General features: G+C 73.2%; 32 protein-coding genes. 6 read left to right on the top strand and 26 right to left on the bottom strand.

The genetic code is table 11. The annotated features are described in order from the left end of the window. Positions 1 to 253 (top strand): TetR/AcrR family transcriptional regulator C-terminal domain-containing protein (locus Q7L73_RS10140; protein ID WP_304695310.1); only part of this gene is annotated, 253 nt, incomplete at its 5' end. Positions 254 to 693: 440 nt separating this feature from the next. Here Q7L73_RS10140 and Q7L73_RS10145 read toward each other — a convergent pair. From Q7L73_RS10145 to Q7L73_RS10210, 14 genes are all read right to left on the bottom strand, one after another. Further along, on the bottom strand, positions 694 to 1,845 hold the full coding sequence (locus tag Q7L73_RS10145) for an inositol monophosphatase family protein (RefSeq protein ID WP_304695309.1): 1,152 nt from the start codon (positions 1,843 to 1,845) through the stop codon (positions 694 to 696). After that, entirely contained in the window at positions 1,842 to 3,032 is a 1,191-nt protein-coding gene (locus Q7L73_RS10150; protein ID WP_304695307.1) for an alpha-D-ribose 1-methylphosphonate 5-triphosphate diphosphatase, read from the bottom strand. Before Q7L73_RS10150 ends, Q7L73_RS10145 begins: the two co-directional genes overlap by 4 nt. Before the next feature lies 1 nt (position 3,033). Then, positions 3,034 to 3,771, bottom strand: coding sequence for a phosphonate C-P lyase system protein PhnL (locus tag Q7L73_RS10155; protein ID WP_304695305.1), 738 nt, complete (start codon positions 3,769 to 3,771; stop codon positions 3,034 to 3,036). Positions 3,772 to 3,782: 11 nt separating this feature from the next. Further along, positions 3,783 to 4,607, bottom strand: a complete 825-nt coding sequence (locus tag Q7L73_RS10160; RefSeq protein ID WP_304695303.1) for an ATP-binding cassette domain-containing protein — start codon at positions 4,605 to 4,607, stop codon at positions 3,783 to 3,785. Further along, positions 4,604 to 5,485, bottom strand: coding sequence for an alpha-D-ribose 1-methylphosphonate 5-phosphate C-P-lyase PhnJ (locus tag Q7L73_RS10165; RefSeq protein WP_304695301.1), 882 nt, complete (start codon positions 5,483 to 5,485; stop codon positions 4,604 to 4,606). Before Q7L73_RS10165 ends, Q7L73_RS10160 begins: the two co-directional genes overlap by 4 nt. Then, on the bottom strand, positions 5,482 to 6,540 hold the full coding sequence (locus Q7L73_RS10170; RefSeq protein WP_304695299.1) for a carbon-phosphorus lyase complex subunit PhnI: 1,059 nt from the start codon (positions 6,538 to 6,540) through the stop codon (positions 5,482 to 5,484). The genes Q7L73_RS10165 and Q7L73_RS10170 overlap by 4 nt, the downstream gene beginning before the upstream one ends. Beyond that, positions 6,540 to 7,118 (bottom strand): phosphonate C-P lyase system protein PhnH, encoded by a 579-nt coding sequence (gene phnH / locus Q7L73_RS10175; protein ID WP_304695297.1) that lies wholly within the window; start codon positions 7,116 to 7,118, stop codon positions 6,540 to 6,542. Before phnH ends, Q7L73_RS10170 begins: the two co-directional genes overlap by 1 nt. Beyond that, positions 7,115 to 7,540 (bottom strand): phosphonate C-P lyase system protein PhnG, encoded by a 426-nt coding sequence (locus Q7L73_RS10180; RefSeq protein ID WP_304695295.1) that lies wholly within the window; start codon positions 7,538 to 7,540, stop codon positions 7,115 to 7,117. The genes phnH and Q7L73_RS10180 overlap by 4 nt, the downstream gene beginning before the upstream one ends. Then, entirely contained in the window at positions 7,537 to 8,436 is a 900-nt protein-coding gene (locus Q7L73_RS10185; RefSeq protein ID WP_304695292.1) for a CehA/McbA family metallohydrolase, read from the bottom strand. The genes Q7L73_RS10180 and Q7L73_RS10185 overlap by 4 nt, the downstream gene beginning before the upstream one ends. Continuing rightward, complete coding sequence (locus Q7L73_RS10190; protein ID WP_304695290.1) at positions 8,433 to 9,257, bottom strand: carbohydrate ABC transporter permease; 825 nt, start codon at positions 9,255 to 9,257, stop codon at positions 8,433 to 8,435. Before Q7L73_RS10190 ends, Q7L73_RS10185 begins: the two co-directional genes overlap by 4 nt. Next, positions 9,247 to 10,092, bottom strand: a complete 846-nt coding sequence (locus Q7L73_RS10195; protein WP_304695288.1) for a carbohydrate ABC transporter permease — start codon at positions 10,090 to 10,092, stop codon at positions 9,247 to 9,249. Before Q7L73_RS10195 ends, Q7L73_RS10190 begins: the two co-directional genes overlap by 11 nt. A gap of 59 nt (positions 10,093 to 10,151) precedes the next feature. Next, positions 10,152 to 11,411: an ABC transporter substrate-binding protein gene (locus Q7L73_RS10200; RefSeq protein WP_304695286.1), complete on the bottom strand. Its 1,260-nt coding sequence runs from the start codon at positions 11,409 to 11,411 to the stop codon at positions 10,152 to 10,154. Positions 11,412 to 11,626: 215 nt separating this feature from the next. Further along, on the bottom strand, positions 11,627 to 12,376 hold the full coding sequence (locus tag Q7L73_RS10205) for a GntR family transcriptional regulator (RefSeq protein WP_304695284.1): 750 nt from the start codon (positions 12,374 to 12,376) through the stop codon (positions 11,627 to 11,629). A 251-nt stretch (positions 12,377 to 12,627) separates the two neighbouring features. Beyond that, positions 12,628 to 12,921: a hypothetical protein gene (locus Q7L73_RS10210; RefSeq protein ID WP_304695282.1), complete on the bottom strand. Its 294-nt coding sequence runs from the start codon at positions 12,919 to 12,921 to the stop codon at positions 12,628 to 12,630. Between Q7L73_RS10210 and Q7L73_RS10215 the strand changes: the two genes are divergently transcribed. Further along, complete coding sequence (locus Q7L73_RS10215) at positions 12,916 to 13,305, top strand: hypothetical protein (RefSeq protein ID WP_304695281.1); 390 nt, start codon at positions 12,916 to 12,918, stop codon at positions 13,303 to 13,305. The two genes, Q7L73_RS10210 and Q7L73_RS10215, sit on opposite strands and share 6 nt — an antisense overlap. An 85-nt stretch (positions 13,306 to 13,390) precedes the next feature. Here the strand turns inward: Q7L73_RS10215 and Q7L73_RS10220 are convergent, their stop codons facing one another. The 12 genes from Q7L73_RS10220 to Q7L73_RS10275 all read right to left on the bottom strand — a co-directional run bounded on the left by Q7L73_RS10220 (position 13,391) and on the right by Q7L73_RS10275 (position 21,520). After that, positions 13,391 to 13,825 carry a hypothetical protein gene (locus Q7L73_RS10220; protein ID WP_304695279.1) on the bottom strand — a complete coding sequence of 145 codons (435 nt, stop codon included), beginning with the start codon at positions 13,823 to 13,825 and terminating at the stop codon, positions 13,391 to 13,393. A gap of 84 nt (positions 13,826 to 13,909) precedes the next feature. Then, positions 13,910 to 14,443: a hypothetical protein gene (locus Q7L73_RS10225; protein WP_304695277.1), complete on the bottom strand. Its 534-nt coding sequence runs from the start codon at positions 14,441 to 14,443 to the stop codon at positions 13,910 to 13,912. 83 nt (positions 14,444 to 14,526) lie between these two features. Next, positions 14,527 to 15,678 carry a S1 family peptidase gene (locus tag Q7L73_RS10230; RefSeq protein WP_304715541.1) on the bottom strand — a complete coding sequence of 384 codons (1,152 nt, stop codon included), beginning with the start codon at positions 15,676 to 15,678 and terminating at the stop codon, positions 14,527 to 14,529. A gap of 438 nt (positions 15,679 to 16,116) precedes the next feature. Continuing rightward, positions 16,117 to 16,638: a hypothetical protein gene (locus Q7L73_RS10235; protein WP_304695273.1), complete on the bottom strand. Its 522-nt coding sequence runs from the start codon at positions 16,636 to 16,638 to the stop codon at positions 16,117 to 16,119. Next, positions 16,635 to 17,759 (bottom strand): DUF11 domain-containing protein, encoded by a 1,125-nt coding sequence (locus tag Q7L73_RS10240; protein WP_304695271.1) that lies wholly within the window; start codon positions 17,757 to 17,759, stop codon positions 16,635 to 16,637. Before Q7L73_RS10240 ends, Q7L73_RS10235 begins: the two co-directional genes overlap by 4 nt. Positions 17,760 to 17,882: 123 nt before the next feature. After that, entirely contained in the window at positions 17,883 to 18,224 is a 342-nt protein-coding gene (locus tag Q7L73_RS10245) for a hypothetical protein (protein WP_304695269.1), read from the bottom strand. Between the two features lie 273 nt (positions 18,225 to 18,497). Beyond that, positions 18,498 to 19,361 (bottom strand): hypothetical protein, encoded by an 864-nt coding sequence (locus Q7L73_RS10250; RefSeq protein ID WP_304695267.1) that lies wholly within the window; start codon positions 19,359 to 19,361, stop codon positions 18,498 to 18,500. Next, a complete protein-coding gene (locus tag Q7L73_RS10255; RefSeq protein ID WP_304695265.1) occupies positions 19,358 to 19,777 on the bottom strand; it encodes an autotransporter in 420 nt (139 codons plus the stop codon). The genes Q7L73_RS10250 and Q7L73_RS10255 overlap by 4 nt, the downstream gene beginning before the upstream one ends. Positions 19,778 to 19,895: 118 nt before the next feature. Further along, positions 19,896 to 20,411, bottom strand: a complete 516-nt coding sequence (locus tag Q7L73_RS10260; protein WP_304695263.1) for a hypothetical protein — start codon at positions 20,409 to 20,411, stop codon at positions 19,896 to 19,898. 4 nt (positions 20,412 to 20,415) lie between these two features. Beyond that, complete coding sequence (locus Q7L73_RS10265; RefSeq protein ID WP_304695262.1) at positions 20,416 to 20,976, bottom strand: hypothetical protein; 561 nt, start codon at positions 20,974 to 20,976, stop codon at positions 20,416 to 20,418. Then, positions 20,976 to 21,131, bottom strand: a complete 156-nt coding sequence (locus Q7L73_RS10270; protein WP_304695261.1) for a hypothetical protein — start codon at positions 21,129 to 21,131, stop codon at positions 20,976 to 20,978. Before Q7L73_RS10270 ends, Q7L73_RS10265 begins: the two co-directional genes overlap by 1 nt. Positions 21,132 to 21,226: 95 nt before the next feature. Continuing rightward, the gene (locus Q7L73_RS10275) at positions 21,227 to 21,520 is read right to left on the bottom strand and encodes a hypothetical protein (protein ID WP_304715543.1); all 294 of its coding nucleotides are present in this window, start codon (positions 21,518 to 21,520) and stop codon (positions 21,227 to 21,229) included. A 460-nt stretch (positions 21,521 to 21,980) separates the two neighbouring features. Between Q7L73_RS10275 and Q7L73_RS10280 the strand changes: the two genes are divergently transcribed. Genes Q7L73_RS10280 through Q7L73_RS10295 form a run of 4 tightly spaced genes read left to right on the top strand, consistent with a single transcriptional unit; the run spans position 21,981 to position 26,528 of the window. Further along, positions 21,981 to 22,577, top strand: a complete 597-nt coding sequence (locus Q7L73_RS10280; RefSeq protein ID WP_304690256.1) for a PadR family transcriptional regulator — start codon at positions 21,981 to 21,983, stop codon at positions 22,575 to 22,577. Continuing rightward, positions 22,574 to 23,275, top strand: a complete 702-nt coding sequence (locus tag Q7L73_RS10285) for an ATP-binding cassette domain-containing protein (protein ID WP_304690257.1) — start codon at positions 22,574 to 22,576, stop codon at positions 23,273 to 23,275. Before Q7L73_RS10280 ends, Q7L73_RS10285 begins: the two co-directional genes overlap by 4 nt. Then, the gene (locus tag Q7L73_RS10290) at positions 23,272 to 23,994 is read left to right on the top strand and encodes an ABC transporter ATP-binding protein (protein ID WP_304690261.1); all 723 of its coding nucleotides are present in this window, start codon (positions 23,272 to 23,274) and stop codon (positions 23,992 to 23,994) included. The genes Q7L73_RS10285 and Q7L73_RS10290 overlap by 4 nt, the downstream gene beginning before the upstream one ends. Next, positions 23,991 to 26,528: an ABC transporter permease gene (locus Q7L73_RS10295; protein WP_304690263.1), complete on the top strand. Its 2,538-nt coding sequence runs from the start codon at positions 23,991 to 23,993 to the stop codon at positions 26,526 to 26,528. The genes Q7L73_RS10290 and Q7L73_RS10295 overlap by 4 nt, the downstream gene beginning before the upstream one ends. Positions 26,529 to 26,560: the final 32 nt, after the last annotated feature.

Raw genomic sequence — 26,560 nt, forward strand, 5'->3', positions numbered from 1 at the left:
CACCTTCATGCTGGGCCATGTGATCGTGGAGCTCGCAGGCCACGACTTCGCATCTCCCGAGGCGCCGGAGGACACAGAGCACCGCCAGGCCATCACCGAGTACGTGCGCGCGCAGATCGACGCAGGCGGACTCCCGCACCTCGCGCAGGACAACGTCAGCGGCATGCTGCAGCCCGGCGATCCGGACATCGCCTTCGAGCGGGGGCTCGACTGGCTGCTGGCCGGCGCCGCCGCCGCACTCGAACCGCAGTAGCGCCGAACAGTCGTCTCGACCAGCCAAGCGACGATGGCCCACGCGCGATTTCGCTCAGCGGCCCCCGCCGCCAGAGACGAGCGAAGGCCGGAGCGTGGCCTCGCCCCCAGAGATCTGCCGGCCCGCCCACTGAAGTCCGCCTGGCGCCGCCGCCGGAGGATCGAGCGACGGCTTCCTAGATCGTCAGAGGCTCGCGCGCGAACGTCTACGTCATCGCCGAACGGCCCTCCGATGACGAAGACGCGCTCGCCGAGAACATCCCCGCACATCGCTGCCATCCAAGAAGGCCGCTGCGACGCTCGCCCCACCGGTGCGGCGATGCCGCACCGATACCCGGCCCGCCGTTGTCGACCGCAACGTCCCTCCCAGTCATCACCACGACCAGCTCCTGGGAGAGCGACCGCCGATCTCCGCGCTTGAGCCCGGCGGGCCCGATGACGCTAGCGGCCCACTCCCTCCAGCAGCTCCTCCGCCTCGTGCCGCGTCGCGGCGGCGACGAGGTGGTAGTGGCGGCTCGGGTCGGCCGCGTCGAAGCGCGGGCGCTCGCGCGTGTCGGCGTCGAGAATCGTCGCGCCGGCCGCGTCGAGGATCGCAACCGCCGCGGCGATGTCGTGCGCCTGGCTGATCGCGCGGTGGACATCGAGGAACGCGGTCGCCGAGCCGTCGGCGACACGGCAGAGGTCGACAGCGGTCGCGCCCGCGATCCGCAGCCGCGCGAGGCCAGCAGCGCCGCCCAGCGCGGGCACCGCCCCGGGCGCGGTGCTCGGCAGCACGAGCAGACCGCCCGCGCAGGGGCGCGCGGGGCGCCCGTCGACGTGCGCGCCGGCGCCCGGCGCCGTCCACCAGCGCCGTCCGCTCGAGAGGTCGACGACGAGGCCGGCGACCGCCCGACCGTCGTCGATCAGCCCCGCCGACAGCGCCCACGGCGCGTAGCCGCGCAGGCAGTTGCGCGTCCCGTCGATCGGGTCGAGCGAGATCCACGCCTCGCGCGGCGCGCGCGGCGCCGCGCCGAGCCAGCCGCTCTCCTCGCTGAAGATCGGCACGCCGAGCGGCGCGAGGATGCCGCCGGCGACCTGCTCGGCCAGCAGGTCGAGGCCCTTGTCGGCCGGGTCGAGCAGGCCGCTGGTCGGCCGGCCGCGCGCGATCGTCGCGCTGACGGCGTTGGCGGCGCGGGCGGCGGCGCGCAGGAAGCGCTGCGGCAGCGAGCCGTCCGCGCCGAAGCGCACGGGCCGCTCACCGCCGACGTCGAAGGCGGCGCCGGCCGTGGTGCGGTCGACCAGCGCGGCCGCCCCCAGCAGCGCCGCCTCCACGTCGGCGGCGGCCAGCAGCGCGGACACCGCCGCCTCGTCGGCGTGCAGCTCGACGATCTCCGCCTGCCAGCGGGCGGCGGTCGGGCGGGCGAGCATCTGCAGGTGGCCGCGGTGCGCGCGCCCGCGCTCGGCGACGAGCGTCCGCTGCCACGGGATCCCCATGTCGACGTGGACGCGTTCGACGCCGCTCGCGTCCGCGCCGAGCGCGTCCAGCAGCAGCTCGGCGTCGTCGGGTCCCGCCGCGCGCACGGTCACCGTCTCCTCGCTCGGTGCAGCGCTCATGCCGGCACCCCCGCCGTCTCGCGGACCGCCGGCGGCGGCGCCTGGAAGCTGGCCGTGAGGCGACCGCCGACGACCGTAGCGATCGCCGACGGCAGGATGCCGCGGTGCTCGACGACGACGAGGTCTGCGAGCCCGCCCTCGGCCAGCGTTCCGCGGTCGGCGAGGCCGGCCGCGCGCGCCGGGTTGCCGGTCGCGAGCGCGACCGCGTCCGGCAGCGGGAGGACGTCGTCGGCCGCCAGCGCGAAGACCGCCCGCAGCATGCTCGCCGGGTGGTAGTCGGAGACGAGCGCATCGACGACGCCGAGCGCGATCGCCTCGCGCGCCGACAGATGGCCGCCGGTCGAGACGCCGCGGACGACGTTCGGCGCGCCCATGCAGACGTGCATGCCCAGCTCGCGCGCCGCGCGCGCCGCCGCGACGGTGATCGGGAACTCGCTCACGCGCGCGCCGCTGGCGTGCACGAGCCGCACGCGCTCGGGCTCGTCGTCGTCGTGGGACAGCAGCAGCGCGTCGTGCTCCCGCGCCGCCGCCCCGAGCCGGCGCAGCCGCTCGCGCGCCTCCTCGCCGAGCAGCAGCGCCGCCGCCTCGTCGGCGCGCGCGACCGCCTGGTCGACCTCCTGCTCGGACAGGTGCCCGGTGCCGAGCTGGTGGCGGCGGTACCAGTCGGCGTCGCGGAACTGGCCCTGGCCGGGCGTGTGGTCCATCGCGGAGACGGCGCGGGTGCCGCCCAGCGCCAGCAGCCGCAGCACCGCCTCCAGCGACTCCTGCTGCGGCAGCTCGCAGCGCAGGTGCAGCTCGTGCCGCACCAGCGCCCGCGCGCGCTCGGCCAGCACGACGTCGTGCGTCTCCTCGGCCCAGGCGACGGTGCGGGCTCTGCCGAGCATCAGCGAGATCGCGTGGAAACAGGTCGTGATCGCGCTGCCGGCCAGCAGCCGGTCGACCTCGGCGAACGCCAGCGGCGGCGGGAAGCGGACGTTCAGCCGCGGCATCAGCTGCTGCTCGATCGCGTCGGAGTGGAGGTCGACCATGCCGGGCATGACGACCGCGCCGCGCGCGTCGAGCGCGTCGGGCTCCGGCCCGCTGCGGTCGCGGATGCCGGCGATGCGGCCGTCCTCGATCGCGATCGTCGCGTCCTCCACGACGGCCGCGGGCGTGACCGCGGTGGCGTGGACGATCGTGCTCAGCATCTCAGGCCTCCAATGCCGTCGTCGCGTAGTCGGCGACCGGTCCGTGCCAGCTGACGGCGCCGTCCTCGAGCACGAGCACGTCGTCGGCGAGCGCCTCGACCGCCTCGCGGTCGTGGAAGATGCCGACGGCGGTCGCGCCGTCGCGCTTGAGCGCGAGGATCGCGGCGAGCGCCAGGCGGCGCGTCTCCGGGTCCAGCGCGCTGGTCGGCTCGTCGAGCAGCAGCAGCCGCGGCGCCGCGCAGAGCGCCCGCGCGACGTTCACGCGTTGGCGCTCGCCGCCGCTCATCGTCGCTGGGAAGGTGCCGCGCAGCGCCGCCGACATGCCGAGCCGCTCGAGCATCTCGTCGGCCGCGGCGCGCGCCTGCGCCGGCTCGGCGCCGGCGCGCAGCAGCGGCGCGGCGACGATGTCGCGCGACGGCACGCGCGGGATCGCCTGCAGGAACTGCGACACGTAGCCGATCTCGCTGCGCCGCAGCCGCAGCACCTCGCGGTCGGGCGCGCTGAGGAGGTCGACCGTCCCGCCGGCGGTGGCGTAGCGGATCGCGCCGGTCGAGGGCAGGTAGCGGCGGTACAGGCAGCGCAGCAGCGACGACTTGCCCGAGCCGGAGCGGCCGACGATCGCCAGGAAGCGACCGCGCGGCACCGTGAAGCTGACGTCGGCGAAGGCCGTCAGCGTCGTGCCGCCGAGCAGGTGCATCGTGAACGTCTTCGAGAGCGCGCGCACGTCGAGATGGGGCATCGGGTCGGTCCTCACAGCGCGGAGTTGACGAGCAGTTGGGTGTAGGCGTCCTGCGGGTCCTCGAGCACCTGGTCGGTCAGCCCCTCCTCGACGACGCGGCCGAGCTTCATCACGAGCGTGCGCTCGGTCAGCAGGCGGATCACGCCGAGGTCGTGGGAGATGACGACCATCGCGACGCCGGCCTCGCGCTGGATCCCCTGGATCAGGTCGAGGATGCGCGCCTGCACGGAGACGTCGAGGCCGGTCGTCGGCTCGTCGAGGATCAGCAGCGACGGTCTGCTCGCGAGCGCCTTGGCGAGCTGGACGCGCTGGCGCATCCCGCCCGAGAAGGCGCGCGGCTCCTCGTCGATCCGCGCGATCGGGATCTCGGTGCGCTCCAGCAGGTCGCTGGCGCGGGCGCGGATCCGGCCGACGTGGCGCCAGTCGGCGGCGAGCAGCCGCTCGCCGACGTTGCCGCCGGTCGTGACGTCGAGCGCGAGGCCCTGCTGCGGGGTCTGGTAGACGATCCCGATGCGCGTGTTGCGCAAGCGCCGGCGCGCGGCCGCGTCGGCGCTCAGCATGTCGCCGTCGAAGCCCTCCAGGAACGCCTGTCCGCTCGTCGGCGGCTGGTCGAAGGCGAGGCACGCGGCGACGGTGCTCTTGCCGCTGCCGGACTCGCCGACGATGCCGAGCACCTCGCCGTCCTCGACGTCGAAGCTGACGTCGGCGCAGGCGACGACGGTGCCGCAGTGGGGGCAGCTGTTGGTGCCGTGGGCGGGGCCGGTCGACGCCAGGCAGCGGTCGCAGCCGGGACCGTAGCGGCGCGTCAGCCGCTCGACGCTCAGCATCGCGCTCATCGCTGCGCCTCCGTCCGCCGCAGCTCGCAGTGGGCGGTGTCCGAGCAGGTGAAGCAGACGGTCTCGCCGCTGCGCGGGTCGAGCACCTCGTCGAGGTAGGCGTCGGTCGCGCCGCAGCGCGCGCACGGCTGCGCGAAGCGCTCGACCTGGAAGCGATAGTCCTCGAACTCCAGCGGCACCACCGACGTGTGCGGCGGGACCGCGTAGATGCGCTTCTCGCGGCCGGCGCCGAGCAGTGTCAGGAACGGCGCGCGGTCGAGCTTGGGCACGTCCCAGCGCGGGATCGGGGTCGGGCTCATCAGGTAGTGGCCGTCGACGATCACCGGGTAGTTCGCGCCGACGGCGATCTCGCCGTGGCGGGCGATGCTCTCGTACAGGTAGAGCCACATCGGCGAGTAGTCGCGCTCGGCGTGCATCCGCTGCGTCTGCGCGTAGCGCGGCTCGATCCACGACAGCGGCTCCGGCGCCGGCACCTGCAGCACGAGCGTCTGGTCGGGTCGCAGCCGCTCCTCCGGGATCCGGTGGCGGCTCTGCACGAGCGTCGCCGCGCGTGTGTCGGTGACCGGCTCGGCGTCGGTCATCGCGGCGACGAGGCGGCGCATGTTGACGGCGTTGACGGAGTCGTCGGCGCCCTGGTCGATCGCCTTGAAGCACTCGCCCTCGCCGAGCAGCGACAGCGACAGCTGCAGCCCGCCGGTGCCCCAGCCGCGTCCGAGCGGCATCTCGCGGCTGCCGAACGGCACCTGATGGCCGGGGATCGCGACCGCCTTGAGGACCGCGCGGCGGATCTCGCGCTTGGTGCCCTCGTCGAGGAACGCGTAGTTGTACGCCGGCCCCGGCTCCGGGACGGGCGTGTCGAGCAGGGTACGGACGTTCATCGATCCTCTTCTTGGTCGGTGTGCGCGCGCAGCCGGTCCAGCGAGGACTGGAAGGACACGTAGTGCGGCAGCTTGAGGTGCTCCACGTAGCCGGTCGCCTCGATCCCGTCGACGTGGAAGAGGACGAACTCCTCGTCCTCGGCGGGCGCAGCAGGCCCTTCGGCGCGGGCGTTGCCGGCCTCGATCGCGGCGTCGAGGATCGCCATCGCGATCGCCTTGCGCTCGTTGCGCCCGAGCGTGAAGCCGTAGCCGAGCTCGAGCTGGTCGCCGCCGCCGTGGTCGTGCTGGACGGTCTCGACCTCGGTGCAGACGATCTCGCCGATCTCGACCGCGACGCCGGCGTGCGGGTGCTCGACCAGCACGGGCAGGTGGCCGACGCGGAACTCGGCGAGCGTCGGGTGGGTCGCGCCGTAGCCGCGCAGCGAGCTGTACGCCAGCGCCGTCAGCGCGCCGGCCTCGCCGCGCGCGAGCCCCTGCAGCCGTCCGGAGCGCGGCGGCGGCACGCGCAGCGCGTGGCGGGTGATGTCGTACGGCTCGGCCTCCTCGGTCGCGGCGGGCGCGCTGACGAGGCCGCTCTCGCGCAGCAGGTCGGTGACCTTCGGCAGCCCGCCGCCGTCGTGCTCGGGCGCCGCGCCGAGCTCCATGTCGGGCGCGACCTCGGCGTCGGCCAGCTCGCTCCCGAGCAGCCGCCGCGTGTAGTCGCGCGTGGCGCCGAGCACCTGCCCGCCGGGCACGTCCTTGTAGGTCGACGAGATCCGCCGCACGACCCGCACCGTGCCCGTGTCCAGCGCCGGCGTCTGGTGGACGCGCGGCAGCGTGGAGCGGTAGGCCCGCAGCAGGAAGGCGGCCTCCGGCAGGTCGCCGCGCGCCTGCGCGAGCGCCAGCGCCGCGAGCTCGGGCGCGTACAGCCCGGCCTCGGCGATGACGGTGTCGACGGCGTAGGGCAGCGCCGCGACGAGCTGCGCCGGCGAGAGCCGCTCGCCGGCGTCGGCGCGCTCCAGTCGCTCGGCGGCGACGATCGCCTGCTCGCCGCCGCGCACCGCTGTGTACGCCATCAGCGCACCTCCATCCTGGTCGAGCGCGGCAGTGCCGTCACCTGTCGCCCTCCGGCGACGAGGAAGACGTCGACGCCGCGCGGGTAGCCCGCGCGCGTGGCGAGGATCGCCTCGGCCGTCGTCGCGCCGAGGCCGGCGAGGCGCAGCTCGCGCGGCGCTTCGATGCCGGGGCCGCTCAGCGTCGCGCGCGGCGCGGCGGCGCTGTCGTCCTGCTCGTCGAGCAGGTAGACGGCGGTCGCCCCCTCCGACGGGGCGACGAGCGTGCCGCGCGGCAGGCGGGCGAGCGCCTCGCCGCCGTCGTCGGCGGTCAGGAACGCGAAGCGCGCCTGCTCCAGCTCGCTCGGCCGGCCGCCGCAGCGCAGGCGGACCCGATCGGTCAGCGTGACCGCCTCCGGGCCGTGCACGGCGAAGGTCGTCTCGTCGTCCACGAGCGTCGTCGCGAGCGCGAGCAGCGGGTCGGCCGTCGCCGTCGCGGGCAGCGCGACGGCGACGCCGGGGGCGGCGCTCGCCTGCAGCAGCGCGCGGAAGGTGCTCTGCGCCAGGCGCGTCTGCGGCTGGATCTGCGGTATCGGGCTCATTGGGCCATCTCCTCGAACTCGACGCGGGTCGGCTGCACCGCCGCCCACCGCTGCGCGCGGGCGGCGCGGCAGCGCAGCAGCTCGGCGGCAAGGTCGGCCTCGACGCCGGCGAGCGCGCCGCGCCGCGCGGCGGCGTCGAGCAGCGCGCCGCAGAGCGCGCGGCGGCGCTCGTCGCCGACGACGGTCGACCAGCCGGGGACGCCCTCCAGCTCGAGCTCGCAGCGGGTGACGAGCACCTCGCCGGCGTTGAAGGCCGCGCCGGCGACCGCGTCTCTCACGCGCAGCAGCGTCAGCGCCGGCTCGGCCGGTGCGGTCACGCTCACGTCGAGCTCGCCGACGGCGGCCTGCGTGGCCGCCTCCAGCCGCTCGATCCGCCCGTGGGCGATCAGCTCGTGCAGCTCCTCGATCGTCAATCCGCTCACCGTGCCCACAGCGGGTTCGTCCACGCGCGCTTGCCGTCGGCGTCGACGACGGTGACGCGCAGCGGTCTGTCGCCGAACTGCTCGAGCTCGACCTCGTGCTCGGTCAGGCCGGGGCCGGGCGCGGGCGCGCAGACGCCGTTGGCGCCGTTGACGTAGATCCACTCGGCCGGCGAGCAGGAGATCCGCAGCGAGTCGCCGTCGATCGCGACGTCGTGCAGCTCGGGGCCCTGCGACGCGTAGCTGTGGCCGGCGCGCAGCGCCGCCACCAGCGCTTCGGGCTCGAGCGACTCAGCCCGCACCATCGTCCACGCCTCGCCCTTGCTCCCGCGGTCGCCGAAGTGGGCGTCGTCGCTGGCGACGACGCTGATGCGGCGGCCGCGCACCATCAGCGCGTCGAGCAGGTAGCCGCCGCTGTGGCGGCCGTCCCAGCCGGGGCCGCCGGACCAGATCTCGAGCGCGTGCGCGGCGGGGATCGACTCCGCGTCCTCGACCGTCAGCACGCTCGCCTCCGGGTGGGCGAGCACGACGAAGGCGCCAGCGGCGGCGGCGCGCGCGGCCAGCTCGGGCGCGCCCTCGTCCGCGACGTGCGCGAAGTCGCCCGGCAGGCCGGAGGCGACGATGTGCCAGAGGATCCCCTGCGAGGTGGCGGGCGCGTGCAGCTCGGCGCCGAGTAGCGTCGTGAAGTCCTCGCGGCGCAGCGAGCGCGTGTCGGTCACCGTGTTGGTGAACCTGCCCGGCCAGCCCCAGTGGTCGGTGATCGCGACGAAGTCGAAGCCGCGCTCGCGATAGAAGGCGGCGGTGTCGGCCGGCGACAGGAGGCCGTCGGAGCCGGTCGAGTGACAATGCAGGTTGCCTCTGAAGAAGCGCCCCGGCTTGTCGAACGGGAGCATGCTCATCCTTTCACTGCTCCTTCGAGCAGCACGTTGAAGATCTGACGTCGCAGCGCGAGGAAGGCGGCGACGGTGGGGAGGCAGGCGATCGTCGCGGCGGCCATGATCGAGCCCCATTGCGTGCCGGCCTCCTCGCTGGCGAACGCGGCCACGCCGACCGACAGCGTCTGCATCCCGGGCGCGCCGGCGACCAGCTGCGGCCAGACGTACTCGTTCCAGGTCGAGATGAAGACGAAGATCGCCAGCGCCGAGATCGCCGAGCGGCTGGCCGGCACGACCACCCGCCAGAGCACCATCCACTCCGACGCCCCGTCGATCCGGGCGGCTTCGACGATCGCGCGCGGGAACGCCTGGAAGTGCTGGCGCAGCAGGAAGATCCCGTACGCGCTGGCGACCTGCGGGAGGATCATGCCGGCGTGGCTGTCGAGCAGGCCGACCTCGGACAGGAGGATGTAGTTCGGCAGGTAGACGACGACGAACGGCACCGACATCGTCAGCAGCAGCACCGCGAACGCCCAGCGCGACCAGCGTCCGCGCGACTGGCTGAAGGCGTACGCCGCGGGGATCCCGATCGCCAGCTGCCCGAGCGTCACGCCGCCGGCGAAGATCACGCTGTTGAGCAGCTGCCGGCCGATGTCGACCGAGTGCAGGACGGCGCTGAAGTTGTCGAACGTCAGCGCCGACGGCAGCGCGCCGTCGAAGACGTCCTGCTTGGGCCGCAGGCTCGTCACGAGCATCCACAGCAGCGGCGCCAGCGTCGTGGCGACCGCCGCCAGCAGCACGGCGTTGCCGATCAGGCGGCCGAGCCGGTGCCTGCTAGCGCTCATAGGTGACACCCCGCTCGATCAGCCGCATCTGCCACACGGCCGCGCCGCCGATCAGCGCCATCAGCACGACCGCCTCGGCGCTCGCCTCACCGACTCTGAAGAAGCGCAGCCCGTTGCTGTAGACGTCGTAGAGCAGGTTGCTCGAGCTGCCGGCCGGTCCGCCCGAGGTGAGGATCTCGATCGCGACGAAGACGTTCGGCAGCGCGTGCAGCACGGCCGTCGTCGCGAGGAACAGCAGCGTCGGCATCAGCAGCGGCAGCACGACGTGGCGCAGCAGCTGCCAGCCGCTGGCGCCGTCCAGCTCGGCCGCTTCGAGCAGCGTCGGCGAGACGGCGCTGAGCCCGGCGAGCGCGATCATGTAGCTGAAGCCGAGGTTCTGCCAGGCGCCGACGACGCCGACCGCCGGCAGCGCGGTCGACGGGTCCTTGAGCCAGTTGACGGGCGAGATCCCGACCGTGTCGAGCAGCTCGTTGACGGGGCCGCCGGAGGGCAGGTACATGAACTGCCAGACGAGCGCGCCGACCGCGGTCGTGATGACCGTCGGCACGAACAGCAGCGTCTGGTAGACGCCCGTCGCGCGGCCGGCGTGGCGCAGCGTCAGCATCGCCAGCCCGACCGGCAGCAGGAAGCCGCCGACCAGGCCGATCGCGACGTACATCAGCGTGCGCCCGAGCAGCCGGTGGAAGTCCGGGTCGCCGAGCAGCTCGCTGTAGTTGTCGAGCCCGACGAACTCGCGGTCGGGGCTGACGAGGTTCCAGTCGTGCAGGCTCAGCCAGCCGGTCCGCGCGATCGGCCACAGCACGAACGCGCCGAACAGCAGCAGCGCGGGCGCCATGAACGCGAGCGGCCAGGCGCGCCGCCACCGGGGACGGTGGCGGCGGCGGATGTGATCCGCTACTGGCAAGACGCTCCGGCGATGGTGTCGTCGATCTCCTCCGCGGCCGGCGTGAGCGCGTCAGCCGCGCTCTTCTGGCCGCCGAGGATCGTGTCGGTCGCGTCCGAGACCACCTGCGTCGCCGCGAGGCCGTCTCTGCCCGGCCACGAGGTCCACGGGATCGCCGCCGGCAGCTCGGCGTCGGCGACCGCCTGCATCGGGTTTCTCGCCGTGAAGTCGCGTGCGACGCCCGGGATCGGCGACAGGTAGCCCTTCTCGTGCACCCACGTCTCCAGCGACGGTCTCGAGTCGAGGAACTGGGCGAACTTCCAGGCCGCCTCCTGCTTGGCGTCCTCCTGCGAGAAGACCATCAGCGTGTTGCCGCCGGCCGGCAGCTGCTGCGGCTTGCCGCCGAAGGTCGGGAACGGCGCGGCCTGCACGTCGAATCTCGCCTGCTGCTCGAGCGTCTCGCGGCTGGCGATCGACGTGATCAGCGTCGCGGCGCGCCCGGCCAGGAACGACTGCATGCTCTGGTCGGCGGTGACGTTGAGCGCCAGTCTGTCTCTGATCAGGCCGGCCCACCAGCTCATCGCCTCGACGGCCGGCGGCTGCGCGAAGGCGGCCTTCGTCTCGCCGGAGACGCACTGCGTCATCGCGCCGCCGTTGCCGGCGATCAGCGCCTGGCTGATGAAGTTGTCGCCGGGGTACTGCTGGAAGTTGATCGCCGGGTCGCCGCCGCTTCTGGCGATCGTGCGCGCGGCGGCCTCCCAGCCGGCCCAGTCTCTCGGCGCCTCGCTGACGCCGGCTCTTCTGAGCAGGTCGGCGTTGTAGAAGACGACGAGCAGCGAGAGGCCGTACGGCAGGCCGATCTGTCTGCCGTCCTGCTGACCGAGCGCGGCGATGTTCTCCGGCATCGCTCTCAGCGGGCCCTCGTCGCCGTATCTCTCCACCAGCTCGCTGACGGGCACGACGGGGAAGTTGCCGGCGACGTAGTTGAGGCTGTTGTAGCCGACGGTGGCGACGTCCGGCGGGCGTCTGGAGGCGATCCCGGTCTGGACGTTCTCCAGCAGCGCGGCGTAGCCGTCGTAGGTGCGCTCGGTGACGTGGATGCCGGGGTTGGCGGCGTTGAATCTTCTGACCAGCGCCTGGACCGCGGGACGCCCGTTGGCGTCGCTGTTGGTGTGCCAGTACTGGATCTCGACCGGCGTGCCGTCGGCGCCGGAGGCGCTGCTGGTGTCGGCGTCGTCGCTGCCGCACGCGGCCAGCGAGGTGATGCCCACGGCGGATGCTGCCGCGACAGCGATCGCTCGTCGCAGACGAGTCGTGGGGCGAAGTCTCATGGTGGTGGGAGTTCCTCAGGTGGTCGTGGTGTCGAGCGCCGCGCGCCCGGAACGACGGCCACCTTGCGGCCCCGCGGCGCAGGCGAGGTGAATGAGATGTGACGGCCTGCGCGACGGCGCCGCTTCCCTAGACAAGCGGCGCTGCCGGCGACCGCTCAGGCGCCAACGGTGATGATCGGCCGCGTCTGCACGTCGAAGCGGACGGCGTCGCTGCGGAAGTAGCTGAGCCCCCAGACCGCAGGCGTGCCGTCGCTCAGCGTGTCGAGCTTCTCGACCTTGAACAGCGGGAAGCCGATCGCGACGCGCAGCTGCGCCGCCGCCTCGGGTTCGGCCGGCTGCACCTCGAACCGGGTCTGCGCGCGGAACAGCTCGATCCCGTAGACGCTGCGGAACAGCTCGCTGGTGGACCCGCGGAAGCCGGCGAGCAGGTCGGCGACGCCCGGCAGCACCGCCTCGCGGAAGTATCCGACGCCCCACGACAGCGGTGAGCCGCCGACCGCGCTGCCGTTGCGGACGCCGACCAGCTCCTCCCCCACGGGGATCCGCATCAGGGTCGCGAGCGTCGCGTCGGCGCGCGCCGCGTGGATCGTCGGCGGCTGCTTGCGCACCCGCGCGCCGACGGCCTCGAACATCGCCGTGAAGCTGACCTGGTCGGCGATGCGGTAGTCCAGCCGCGGCGGCCGCACGTGGGTGCCGTGCCCCTTCACGCGGGCGACCAGCCCCATCTGCTGCAGGTGGTTGAGCGCCCGGCCGACCGTGTGCCGGTTGACGCTCCAGCGCTTGGCGAGCTCCAGCTCGCCCGGCAGCAGCTCGCCCTCGCCGAGGTCACCGCGCCGGATCGACGCCTCCAGCTCCTCGGCGATCTCCAGATAGCGCGGCAGGTGGGATTCCCGAGCACGACTCATGCGACCGCTTCAGCATCGCGCTCCACTCCGCCGAGACTGTCAACGAAGTGTTACCGAGGTGTGACCTGACACAAAGCAAGTCGATGTCGGTTGGGGGCACCGACGCGACGATTGCTGCCATCGAGCGCGTCGTCGCCGCCTCCAGGGCCCCGCGGGCTCTAGAGAAGCCGGCGGCAGGCGCCAACCGCGCACTTGCAAGCCGCCGCTGTGCGACCTCGGAAAACCGAGGTCGCACAGTCTCCCGCGGCGAGTCAGCGCACGCGCGCGCGCAGCGTCGTGACGACCCGCTGGCCGTCGCGCACGCCGCCGTCGACGCGCAGCTGGTAGCTGCCGCGCGGCAGCGTGCGCGCCGTGGTCATCTTCGTGATCGTGCCGGTCGCGAAGGTGCGCTTGCCGCGCACCAGGCGCGCCTTGGCGTCGCGCTTGAGGCGCTTGGTCGCGCCCGCCGCCGATCTCCCCGACGGGGAGCTGTAGAGGACGGAGCAGCTGACGCTTCTCGCTACCGCGTCTACGTCGGCGAGACGGCGCGCGAGGGCCTCGTGCACATCGCGATCGGTTACGCAGAGCGCCCGAGAGCCTTCGGCCGCAAGCGGAAGTACCGGATCCTCTTCCTTGGCCCCTCCTCGCCGGTCCGGCCGCTCGTCGAGTTCCTCGAGGTTGACGATCACGACAGAACCGGCGACCTGATCGCGGTCATCCGCGGCAGCGACGGCGCCAAGAAGATGTACGACCCCAGCGCCGCCCTCCCGCCCGCCTACGACCAGGTCGGCGGCTCGATCGTCGTGTTCCGCGACCGCGTGCCGCAGAGATACGCCTGGACCAAGCTCGCGCTTGTCGCCCACGAGGGCGACGTCGCGACCCAGCTCAACCACGCGCTGCTGCAGGCCCGCCGCCGCGGCGACCTCCCGCCCTCAGGGCGCCGCGAGTAGGCATGCCGCCGCCGGCCGGCGCGTCGACAAGACGCCGACGCGGACAGCACCGCCGCGACGCGGGTCACGGGCTCGCCCGCGCTGCTCAGCCGCGGGGCGGCGGCGGAGCGGGCGTGGCGGGTGGTCTGTGCGGCGAAGCGACGCCCTCCCAGGCGCCGTAGACGGTGCGGTCGCCGTCGCGGGCGACCAAGCGCGCCACGAGCTGCTGCTTGATCGAGAGGTCGTGAATGGTGCGGCGGACGGTGCGGCGCGGTGCGGGCGCGGCCGTGCGTCTGCGCGTCGAGTGGACCCCCGGGCCGGTTCTGTACTCGAACCAGATCGTGACCGGCCGGCTGTTGCGCAGCGTGCCGAGGAACGTGATGTCCATCCGCTCGTGCGGGCGCAGCTTCGTCTGCGCCAGCTCGGTCCGCACGAGCGGATCGACGGCCGCGGCCGCCGCCGGCGCGGCGGTCGCGGCGAGCGCTGCGGCGAGCAGGATCGCGGTCGGGAGCTTAGGAGCAGCCGGGGTCACGTGGTCCACCGCCCTCAAGGTCGTGCGGTGCCGCTTCGGTCGCCGGCGTCGAGCAGCCGGCCTGCGAGGTGCGGCGGTATCGCGAGCGGCCCCTTACAGCGGGATGGGATCATCGGGTCCGAGGAGTCTGAGGGCGACGCGGTCGCTGCCGAAACGGCGCTGCTGGGCGGCGGCCCAGGCGGCGTTGGCGTCGGTGAAGAGGATCGTGGCCGAGCCGCAGGTGTTCGGCCGGGTCGTGGCCTCGTCACGGACTATCGCGACGAGCTTGCGTCCCTCGGCGGCCTTTCTCAGGCCCCGGTAGACCGGTGCCATCCCGCGCAGGCCGTAGCGTCTGGGTATCAGGCGCACGGTCACCGAGAACCGCATGCTGGCGGCGATTCTGCGGGCGGCGGGCAGTGCGGCCTTGTCGGTCACCTTGAGCTGCACCGGGCTCGTCTCGTCCGTGGCGTAGGCGCAGCCGAGCGCGTCCGGGCCGAGCCGGTTGTAGGCGATGCGCTCGAGGCGAGCGATCGCCGCACTGTCGGCCGCGCGCGCCGCCGGCGCGGCGGCGCCGACGGCGACGACGGCCGCGACCAACGCGAGCGCGGGCGCTGGACTGAGGTGGAAGGTGGTACGTGCTGTCGGCATGCCGCTCCTGGGACTGGTCGGTGCTCTGCAGGTAAGCGCTGGCCGCGTCGCTGCGGAGCGACGCGGCCAGCTGGTCGGTGGCTTTAGAGCAGGTGGACGTTCATCAGGCTGTTGGCCCAGTTCTGCTGCTGGTAGTAGGTGTAGAACGTCGGCCCGCAGGCGATCGGCGTCGCGAAGGCGGCGACGCCGCCGGCGAGGTTGCCGTTTATGAACGGGCCGCCGCTGTCGCCATGGTCCCCGCAGGTCTGGACCGCGACGATCCCGGATGAATTGGCCGGCCCCGCGGTGTAGCCGCACTGGATGTTGGTGTGGATGCCGCTGTGGCAGATCCAGACGCCGGGGGTGGCTTCGTAGGTGCCGGTGATCACGCGGTTCTCGTCGATCGTCCACGCGACGACCGAGTTGGTGATGATCGGCCAGCCGGTGTTGGTCCAGCGGACGATCCCTGCGTCGGTCCCGGTCGCCTCGTTGTAGACGAAGTTGTGCACCACGCCAAACGCGGCGGCCGAACCGTTGTAGGTGTATGCGCTGACCGCCGCGCCTCTCCCGGCGCTGTTGAGGCAGTGCCCCGCCGTCAGGAGAAAGTAGTTGGCGCCGCCGTTGCCCTGCGTCATGAACCCGCCGGTGCATGTCGCGCCGGCGTTGCTGATCTTGATGCCGCCGCGCATCGGCAGATCGCAGCCGTGGGTGCCGATGTTGCACGCCAGCGGCTCGACCTTCAGCTGCTCGGCCGCAACCGTCTCGATCCGCACCGTCCCCGGCGCCCCGCGTCGGGCTTCGGCCTGAAGGCCCCCGAGCGCCTCGGTTGACGTGTCGTCGCCCACCCTGGCCACGACCGTGTTGCGCTCATAGTCGATGTTGACGTTGATCGCCGCTCTTGCGAGGAGATCGGGATGTGCCGCCGACCAGCGGGCAGCGACACCGGTCAGCTGCGCAGCGGTGTACCGCACCGGCACCAGCCGCGCCGGGACCTGCTTGGCGGCCGCGACGCGACGCGCGGCGTCCTCGCCCTTGCCGTCGACGACGCCGATCTGGAACGTCGCCGCCTCGCGGTCGTACCAGACGCCGGCGAAGTCCTCGCCGAGAGCCGCTCTCAACTCGGTCGTGATGTCGCCCGCTCGATGCTGAACCTCCAGCGAGCGCGTCGCCTGCTCGACCGAGATCCCATCATGCTCGGCGAGCGACTCGACCTCTGCCGCCGCCGGCGGCGACTGCTGGCCCAACGTCTGGATCAAGACCTCCTGTGCGGAGCCCATCGCGCCGGGCTCGCTCGCTCCGGCAGCCGCAGACCCCAGCGCCGACCAGGCCAGACATACGGCAGCTGTGCCCACAACGGCACGCACACAACCGTTCATTCTCATTCCTTTCCGCCGCGGAAGGCGGCGGTACTTGGCCCCCCCCGGTGACCCCTGCGCGAGAATCTACACCGCGTTCTCGCGTGTTGACGCACCAATTACAAAGTGTTCACAGCTCGGCCAGCATCGGATCCCGGGCGCGGGCGCAGGTACCTCTCCAGAGGCTGTCGGGGATCAGAACGATCAGTCCCACCTGCACGCGCCACTCCTGCGCGCCCGACTGCGATCGTCTACGCGCCCCGCTGGGCGTGTCGATGGCGTTCCGGGCGCTTGAGCGCCTGCGGCGCTTCCGGAAGCCGCCCGCCGGCGTCGATCTGATCACCGACGCTTCGGCGCGTGTCGACCGCTTGCGGCTGGCGGTCTGCGGCCGGCCGCCGATCCCCCCCGGAGATACGCGCAGACGCGCGGCTGGCCGAGGAGGTACGCGACGGTTTCGGCGACCTGGGTGCTGCTCGTGGAGGTGGCGGTGACCTCGATCCGCTGGACGGCGGTCGCGGCGTGAGCGGGGACCGCGGCCGGCGCGATCATCGTCAGTCGTGCGTTGCCCCGTGTATTCGCGCGGCCGCGGGCGACGGACGTCTCGGAGTCGCGGGCGACGGCGCTGATCGTGGTGCGCGGTGCGGCTCCTCTGATGTAGATCGGGATCCTGCCGTTCGGCGGGTAGCAGCCGGAGGGGTCGATCCCGACCGCCACCGCCAGCTCGTGCGGCGCGACGCCGGCAGCCCGCGCGCGCCCGGAGCGGCGGGCTCTCGCTCTGATCGTGGGCTTGCCGGCGCTGACGATCACGCGTACGCGCCGGCCGGACGGGTAGAGGCCTCGGCCGGGCTGGGTCGAGATCACAGCCCCCTCGGGATCCTCGTCCGGGACGGCGGCCGGCGCACGACGACCGGTCTGCAGCCCAGCCGCGAGAGCACGTCGCGGGCGACCGCGACGGGCGCGCCCCTGAGTCGCGGCACGACGCATCTGCGGCCTGCCGCGCGCACGCCCGGCTCGACGACCCTGATCCCTCCGCCCTGCACCGGAAGCTCGGCGTCTGCGACCGTGAGCGTCGCGCTCGCGGTGTTGTCGATCGGCGTGGCCTCCAGCGGCGGCATCGCCGTCACCGTGTTGACGAACCCGCCCGCGCTGGACGGCGTGACGACGACGACGATCGGGTCGCTGGCGCCTGGCGCCAGCGACGGGATCGCACACGTCACCTGCTGGCCCAGGACGCTGCAGCTGCCGCCGCCGGCGACAGCCGTCTCGATCCGCAGCCCCGCGGGAACGGCGTCGGTGACGCTGACCGGCGCCGGCGCAGCCCCGGCGTTGGTGATCGTCGCGGTCAGCTGCGCGAGCGTGCCGCTGGCGACGAGTCTGGGGCCGGCTGCGGCGGTGACGCGCACGTCGGTCTGCTCGACCAGGTCCGCGCTGATGTTCAGCTGCGCGGCCGGCTCGGGCGCGATCGTCTCTCTGACGGTCGCGCCGGCAGCGAGCGCCGGGACGGCCTCGCCGACGGCCGCCTGCTGCTCGACCGGGATCGAGCCGTGCTGCCATCCGCAGGTCGCGCCGTCGCCGCCGGCGACAGCCAGTCTGTCGCCGGGCTCCATCACGATCGGCACGTCCGGTTTGACCGTCGCGATCCCGTCGGCGGGCATCTGCGCGGGCACGGTCGCGGTGTCGACGGCGGCGATCGTCATCGCGTCGCCGGCGGCGCGCAGCACGACCAGCGACATGCTCGCGCCCGCCGCCGCCTCGCTCACGTTCGTCGACCACGACCCCACCACCGCACGCGCCGGCGCTGTCCAGCTGATGTCGCCCTCGGCCGCCGGGATCCCGACGAGGTTCGGTATCGACGGACAGCGGACCTCGTCGGCGCCGGCCGGGCGCTGCGTGCTGCCGAGCGTGCGCCCCTCAGCGGAGGCGCTGAGCACCACTAGCGCCGTCGCCGTCACGACCGTCGTGGCCGTCCACCGTGCCCGCATTTGGTTCCTCCTCGTTGTTGTACGCGTAGGGGCCGTCGACGTCGTCGACGGCCGGCGTTGAGCTGCGCTACCGCGTCCGCGTCCGTCGCAGGCGCCTAGCACCGCGACGGCAACGACAACGACCTATCGCTCGCTCGCGCTCGCCTGCGCAGCGCGTCGCAGTCGGTAGAGCTGCGCGCGCGCTGCGTCGGGCGTTCGATCAGGGAGCAGGCGCCGTAGCTCCTGCTCCTCTGCTGGCGCGGTCTTGAACGGGTGCAGCTTTGCGAGTTCCGCGTCCGTCCACTTCTGGCTTCTCGCTGCTTCCAGTCGGCCGGCGCGACGGAGGCGGCGTCGCTTCTGCTTGACGGCGCCGACCGTCTTTCTGGTTCTGTCAGCGATCGTCGCAGCGGACTCGCCCGCGACGGTGCCGCGAATGACGCGCTCTTCGTCGAAAGAGGTCCAGGACCCGGGAATCGGGGTCGCCACGACGCGAGCCTAGCGGCCGGGGCCGCTTCGCCGTCGCAGGAGTCTGGGAGGCGTGGCCGCCGCGCCGCAGGCTGTTGCGTCTTCATCTCGCTTCTCCGTCTCGCCCTGCTCCCCCTGCAACCCCTAGCGACAGATCCTCTCACATCTCGGCTTCACGATCTTCGGCTTCTTGGCGTTTCGTTTTGATGCTGACCCAACCTGTCACAGATTCGCGCAGCCGGCGGGCGTGGCGCGCCGCGGTCGACGAGCCGCGACCGCTGCCCGCCGAAGCCGCTAGCGTGACGCGGCGCGCGGCTCCGCCCCGTCGCCCGGAGTGCGGGGCCGCGCGCGAGGCGGGCAGGTCGCTCGTGCCGTCGCCGTGATCGTGGCGCCGTCGGAGAGCAGGACCTCGGCGCGGAACGGCAGCCCGCCCCTGGGGCAGCGGGCGGGGAGGATCGGCCCGTCCGGATGCCAGCGGCGAACGCGGCCGCGACGATCGCGGCGCTGGTAGACGATCGCCTTGGAGCCGATCGTCGCGTCGACGTCCAGCAGCGCGACGTCGGAGGTGTCGTCGGGGAAGACGTCGGGGATCCGCGGGAGCGCGACGTCGATGCGGCCGCCGAACGGGCCGCGGTCGGCCGTCACCATCCCGGCGTAGACAAGGTTCGCGCCGAAGGGATTGATGCCCGTGACGAGGCCGACGACCTTGAGGCCGGTCGGGTCGAGCGGTCCGGCGAGGAGCGTGAACGTCGCTGTCTGGGTGATCGTTGGCGGGTGCAGCCGGATCTGTCCGCGAGCGCGACCGATCGCGATGACGGCGTTGGCGGGACAGCCCGCGCGTACCGGGAGCGGGTCGATCGCGACGGCGGCGAACGTCGCCGGCGACGGTCGGCAGGTGGCCAAGCCCAGGCCGCTGCCGATGATGTCGATCCCCGCGGCGTAGCGCAGCGTCAGGCGACGCGCGACCGCCCCTCGGCGGCGATCGAGATGCAGCTGCAGACGCAGCGCCGTCGGCTCGCCCAACCGCGCGTCGGCCGCGACGGACGCCTTCAGCCGCATCGCCGCCGGCGAAGCGGCGCTCACCGCGGGCACCGCGCCGGCGAGCACCAGGCCGGCGACGGCGGCGCCGAGCGCGCGGGGGCAGCGCGGGGCGGTCAATAGTGGAGTCGGCCCTTGGCCGAGACGGTCGCGATCCAGGTCCGGCGGTTGAGCGTGCCCGACCAGGACGCAGAGCCACGCGCGCCGGCGAACTTGCCGGTGCCGCCGGAGACGGTCATGCGGCCCTTGAGCGTGACGGGCGAGCCGCTGACCCGGACCGAAATCGACCCGCCGCGCGGGTAGAAGGTGACCGAGCCGCGGATCGACGTCAGGCCGAACCGCAACGCTGCGGTCACGTTGCCGGGCAGCGTGCCCGTCGCGCTGCCTCCGAAGCGGTAGAGGCCGCCGGCCGTACTGATGCGGTGCAGTCTCGCGTTCTCGTTGAGCGCGATCGTCCGCGCTGGTGCCGTCGCGGGCGTCAGCAGCACGACCGCGACGATCGCGGCCGCAAGTGCAGTTCGGGTTTTCGCCAGCACCGTCCTGTCCCCTTCCCCTCCGTCGAGCTGCGCCAGCTCTACGGCGCCGGCGCGTCAGCTCTGGACGGTAGCGCGGGTCGCGCGCGGCGCGCGGCAGCTCGATGCCGCCACGGTCGGGTCAGCCGTTGACGATCTGCGGCACGATCGTCTGCAACAGGGTTGGAGCGGCGGCGGCGTTGATCTGCTCCACGAGGTCGGAGACGCGGTGTGACGCCCACGTCAGTGGCAGCTCGCCGAATCTGATGCGGTCCGGTAGCGGTCTGAACGTGAGCTGCGTCTCGATTCGCGTCGTCGTGTGGGCCCGGTCCTTGAGCGGGCGGAGGTGGCCGACGACCGCGTCGTAGCGCCACGCGGCCGGCTCCAGCGCTGACCGGCGGCCGCGGATCCGCGGCAGGGTCGCCAGCACCACGGACGCGCGCAGCGTCCCGGCCGGCCCCTCGACTTTGACGCCGAACTCGAGCACGCGCGGCTCGCCCCGCGCGATCGGCGCGAGATCGAAGAGCACCGCCAGCAGCGCCCCCGCGCCGACCGCGCGCGCGGTCGCGATCCGGTCCGCTGCCGCCTGCAGGTCCGCAGCGAACGAGCTGGCGGTCGCGGCCCAGTCCAGCAGCAGAGCGGGACGCAGCTCGTTCACGGCGTCAGCTCCGTCGCTGGGCGAGAATTGGCCGGCTCAGCGTGGCCAGCACTTCGGCCCCTCGCTCGTTGATCTGCTCGTGGAGGTCGAGGATCGCCTCGCGCGCCCGGTCCTCTATCTCGCCGAAGGACTCCGGCGGCGTCGCGTTCAGCGTGATCGCGGGCGTGAGATCGATCGCGTCGAGTTCGACCAGCGCGGTGGCGACGATCGACGGGCTTCCGGTCGGCGGTCGCTTGACGCGCCCGCCGGCGTCGGCCTGCCAGCCCGCGTAGCGCGGCAGGCGCTTGGCGCCGGCCGCCTCGACGGCGATCGTCACCCAGGGCACGAGCTGCCGATCGTCGGTGATGATCAAGCTGAACGTCTTCACCCGCGAAGACGACAGCTCCAGCGCGGAGCGCCGGCCGACGAACGCGAGGTCAAACAGCATGTTCAGCCAGCGCTCAGCGCCTGACGCGGCCGCGGCGTCCAGGTCGGCGTACGCCTCCGCAAGCGCCTGAAGGAAGCGTCCGCGGCTCACGTCGAGCCGCAGGACGTTGCGCTCGGCGGCAGGCAGCCGGCGGCCCATCACGCAGTTGCCCGCCGGTCGGAGGTCCAGATGACCAGCGCGTCGACGGCGAACAGCTCGGACCGTTCGCCGGCCCGTTGACGGGCTGCGGCGCGGGCCAGCGCCTCAGCCTCCAGCTCGCAGAGGCGACGCTCGAAGTCCAGCAGCTCGCGCATGATGCGCCGCTGCGCTCGGCGACGGAGCGGCGGGGTTGCGTGGACCCGCTCCAGCCACCGGGAGGCCGCTTCAGCGGTCGTCGACGGGTTGGCGCTCACGTCAGGCTCCAGTTGACCCGCGGCCGTACGAACGGCCGCCGAAGCGCGCACGCGATCGGCAGCTCGCGGCCGTCGTCGAGCGTCGCGATCGCCCACCACTGAGCACCGGGCTCGGGAAGGTCACCGAGCCTGATCCGCACCTGCCCGACCGGCAGCCCGCGCCGCTGCAGCGCGACCCGCAACCGGCCGGCGATCAGCGCCTCGAACGCGCGCCGCTGTTCGAGGTAGGCACCATCGGCGCGGAGGTCGCGCGGTCGCAGCCGGATGACGCCGCGATCGCTATACCGCATGCGCCGCCTCGCCGAGCCGGCCGCCGCGGCGGCCCCGCGCAGGCCCGGCCGACCAGGGGACGGGTCGACCGGGCGTCCTGCGCTCCAGGCCCCGGGCCGACGCCATCGCAAGGACCGGTCCGGGGTGGTGCAGCCCTTCGACCGCGCGATCGCAACGCGCTCTCGGGCTCTTGCTCGCACCAGCCTGATCATCGGGGCTGGCGTCGAGCACGCGTCGCGTCCGCTGCCATGCGATCGGAGGGGGAATCTGATCGCTGTGCGGCGGGCGCGTCACGCTGAAAACCGTCCCACCGGCCAGGGCCGTTTACTAGTTCATCTCGATGGGTGCACTTTGACCTATCGCCACGATTTCGCTGCTGTGGCGGGCGATCAGCGGTTGCGCAACAGCCAGGAACAGGCTAGTTTTCGAGTTCGTCAGACCGGATCTGGGCGTGGTGGCAATGGGGAGATAGGGGACGCAGTGGGGGCAAGCGAGCACAACAGCACCGCCGAGCCGCGGATGACGCGAATGCGTGCGGCCGCGTTGGCGGCCGCGTACAGCATGCCGGACATCGGCTACGCGATCCGCGGGGACGTCGACGAGCGCTTCGGCGGTTTCGGGATCAGAATCGGCTCTCGCGTCTACGCGGTTCTCGATGAGCTGGCGGCGCTGGGCCTGGTCGAGGTGTTCGACAGCTCCGAGCTGTGGCCCGCCCGGCCGAAGAACCGGCGAGGCAGCAGACGTGCGTTTCGGATCACGGCACGCGGCGTGCAGGCGCTGACCGAGTATCTGCGCACGCCGCTGGACGATTCCAGCGCCGTCAGCCTGACCGCCGACGTGCAGCTGCGCCTGACGGCCGTGCCACCCTCTGACACCAGCACGCTGCGCCACATACTGGAGATGTGCGACGACGCGCTTCGTCGCCTCATCGCTGCGGAGGAACACGCCGCGCGCGCTGACGCCTCGCTGCCGGAACGGATGCACGCCGATCTCGTGGGCGATACGTTGGATGCGCTGCGTGAGTGGCTGCGCGGCGCGCGCAAGCGGCTGGCAGAGATGGAGGACGGTCGAGGGTGACGCCGTTGCTGGAGCTGGAGACGATCGCGTGGCGCCAGGGGGCGCGCGAGGTTCTGCGCTCGGTCACCTTCAGCGTGCAGGCCGGCGAGCTGTTGGCGATCGGTGCCGGCGCCGACGCGGGCAAGTCGACGCTTGCGCAGATCATCATCGGCGCGCGCGAGCCCAGCGCCGGCACGGTCCGCTTCGACGGCGAGCCACCCCGCAGCCAGCTCGGCCAGCCCGGCGGGCTGCAGCTCGCGCGGATCACGTTCCTGCCGGCGCTTGGCCGCACCTCGCTTGAGCAGGTCGCCGCGCCGCGCAGCGGCGTTGTGAGCGCGCGCCGTGCTCGTGACGAGGCGGGGGAGGCGCTGCGGCTGACCAACGCCACCCGGCTGGCCGACCAACGGCCCGTCGACCTGCATCACGACGACCGCGTCCGCGTTGGGATCGCGCAGGCCGTGATGACCAGACCGCGCCTGCTCGTCCTCGATGAGCCGCTGCGCGGCGCCGAGCCGTCCAACCGCGACGAGCTGCTGATGCTCCTGCGCCTGCTGCGCGACAGACACGCCATGACGATCGTGATGACGACCAGCAGCATCAAGGGCCTGGGCGGTTGGCGGATCGAGGATCTCGCCGACGGCGTCCTTGAGGCGCGCGCCGCAGCGGCGCGCGCCGGGGGCGAGGTGGTCCACCTGCCGCGTCGAGGCACCGGCTCGTGACGCTGCTGCTGGAGGCCGTCGGACACGACCATCGCGACGGCGACCAGCTCCTGCACGCCCTCAACGACATCAGCCTGACCGTCGACCGCGGCCAGCTGATCGCGCTCGTCGGTCCCAGCGGCGCCGGCAAGAGCACGCTGCTGTCGATCGCCGCCGGGATCCTCGTGCCGACTCGCGGGACGGTGACGTGGATCGAGCGAGACGGCGCGCCTATCGACATCAGCGCGCTGCAGGGGCGCGAGCAGCGGTGGTGGCGGCGGGAGCGGTTGGGGATGCTCGTGCAGGAGACGCGGCTCATCAGCGGCGTCGACGCGGTCGCCAACGTCGAGAGTCGCCTGCTGGGCAGCGGGATCCGCCCCTCAGCAGCCCGCCGGCGCGCTGAGCTGCTGCTCGGTGACGTCGGCCTGGGTAAACGGATGCGCGTCCACGTGCAGCGACTCTCCGGCGGCGAGCGCCGTCGCGTCGCGCTCGCGCAAGCGCTCGCTGCCGACCCCGTCCTGCTGCTCGCTGATGAGCCGACCGTCTCGCTCGACGGCGACGCCGGCCGGCTCGTGCTCGACGTGCTGCGCGCGCAGGCGCGCGACCACGGGCGGGCCGTGCTGATGGTCACCCACGATCCCGCTGCCGCCGCGGCCGCCGACCATACGCTGACCCTGCGAGATGGCCGCCTGCAGGCCGAGGCGCCGCCGCGCGCGGCGCAGGGATCGCTGCGGTCGTGATCCCGCTCTCCTCTCTGCTGCGCTTCGCCGTCATCGAGTGGTCCAGCGCGCGGTTGCGGACCGTCTTCACGCTCCTGGCCGGCGTGATGGGCGTCGGGATCATCTGCGCGATGCTGATCTCGATGACGTCGATCAGCGCCGGCGCCCGCGAGATCATGACCAGCATCGCCGGCACCGCGCAGCTGCAGCTCACGGCCCGCTCCGCCGACGGCGTCGACGAGCGTCTCGTCACGCGCATCCGGGCCGTGCCCGGCGTCGTGACGGCCGCGCCACTGCTGGAGCAGCGCGCGACGATCCGCTACGGCGACCGCCGCGTCGGCGTGCAGCTCGTCGGCGTCACCGCCGCCGTCGGCGACCTCGACGGCATCACCTCCGGACCTTTGCTGACCGGCCTGCTCTCCGTCCCGCAGCTCTTCCTCCCCCGGGCCGTCGCCGACGCCGCCGGGGTGCCCGATCGCGGCGAGCCGGTCGTGCGCGTGGAGACGCGCGGGCTGACGCACGCCGTGGCCGTCAGCGACGTGCTCGACGAGCCCGTGCTCGGCCCGCTCGCCGCCGCGCACATCGCCGGCACGCCGCTGGCCCGCGCCCAGGCATGGGCCGGCCTCCCCCACCGCGTCAGCCGCATCCTCGTCCGCGCCGCGCCCGGCCAGGAAGCCGCCGTCAGGACGCACCTGGAGCGCCTCGCCGGCGACGCGCTGCAGGTCGGCACCGTCGATGACGAACTGGCGCTGCTGCGACGCGCCAGCGCACCCAACGACCAGGCGACCGGCCTCTTCGCCGCGATCGGCCTGCTCGTCGGCCTGCTGCTCTCCTGGATGGCGGCGGCCCTCACGCTGCCCGAACGCCGGCGCGCGATCATCGCCCACGCCGAGCACGGCCTGCCCCGCAGCAGGATCGCGCAGACGATCCTGTTCCCCGCGCTCCTGCTCGGCCTCATCTCCGGCGCGCTCGGCGTCGGTGCCGGCGTGCTGCTCACGCACGCGGCCGCGCACGACGCCCCCGGCTACCTCGCGTTCGCGTGGCCGCTGTCCTCGAGCCAGCCGCTGACCCCGGCGATCGTCGCCGCCTCGATCGCCGCCGGCGTCCTGATCAGCGTCCTCGCCGCGGCGCTGCCGCTGCTGGAGCTGCGCGGCGATCCCGTCCGACGTGCGCTTGAGGCCGACCACGACCCCGGGGAGACGATCGCGCCGACCCTCCAGAAGCGCTTCAGCGGCCTCAGCGTCGTCGCGATCGCCGCCGCGGCGATCATCGCGATCGCCGCGCCCTCGCTCACCGTCCTCGCCGTCGTGCTGCTGGCGCTCGGCACCCTCGCGCTCATCCCCGCCCTCTTCTGCGCGATGCTGGCGATCGTCGCGGCGTGGCCGCGACGCGATCGCGAAGGCGTCTCGCTGGAGGCCGTCCGCGAGCTGCGCAGCACCGGCGTGCGGGCGGTCGCGCTGTGCGCGACCGCCGCCATCGCCGTCTTCGGCGCCGTCGCCGTCGACGGCGCGCGCATGAACCTGCTCAACGGCCTCTACGAAGACTACGAGCAGTACACCGCCAGCGGCGACATCTGGATCACCGGCCACGGCGACGACCTCGCGCTCCAGCCGCTGCTCCTGCGCTCCGACCAGCTCGCAGACCTGCCCGGCGTCGCGACCGCGCGCGCCTACGGCGGCGGCTTCACCGACATCGGCGACCGCCGCGTCTGGATCCAAGCGCGCGACGCAGCCGATAGCCCGATCATCCCGCCCAGCCAGCTGCAGCGCGGCGACCTCGCCCACGCCAGCGCGCAACTGCGCGCCGGCGGCGCGATCACGCTCTCCCGCCAGCTCGCCGACAGCGCTGGCGTCACCGTCGGCGACCCCTACCCGCTGCAGACACCGACCGGCCGCCGCGTCTACACCGTCGCCGCGCTCACCACCAACCTCGGCTGGGGGCCCGGCGCGATCATCATGCCCCGCCGCGACTACGCCGAGGCGTGGCAGACGGCCTCGCCGACCGCGATCGAGATCCTCACCAGACCCGGCACCGCGCCCCAGCACGTCATCGCCGAGATCCGCGACACGCTGGGCCCCGAACTCGCAGCCGGCGTCCGCATCCAGACCGCCGCCCAGCGCAACGCGGCCGCCAACGACGTCGCTCGCGCCGGCCTGGCGCGGCTGCGTCAAATCGCGATCATCCTCGTCGCCGGCGCCGGCCTCGCGCTCGGCGCCGCGCTGGCGACCACCATCTGGCAGCGCCGCCCCACCTGGGCCGCCCGCGCCTTCCACGCCTTCCCCCGCCGCCTCGCGGCCCGCCTCATCCTGCTCGAAGGCCTCCTGATCCTCGGCACCGGCTGCCTCGTCGGCGCGCTCGCCGGCCTCGCCGGACACTGGATGCTCGGCCGCTGGCTGGAAGCCACCACCGGCTACCCAGCCCCCTTCTCCATCGCGCCCGTGTCAGCCGCCGTCCCCTGCGCCATCCTGCTCCTGATCGCGCTGATCGTCACAGCGATCCCAGCCGATCGCGCCATCCGAGCCCCGCTGAAACTGGCGCTCGAACCCGACAACTGAACACACGCGCGCGGCACTGGGGCGCCGCGCGC

This window comes from Conexibacter sp. CPCC 205762, from assembly GCF_030646155.1.
GTDB lineage: Bacteria > Actinomycetota > Thermoleophilia > Solirubrobacterales > Solirubrobacteraceae > Conexibacter.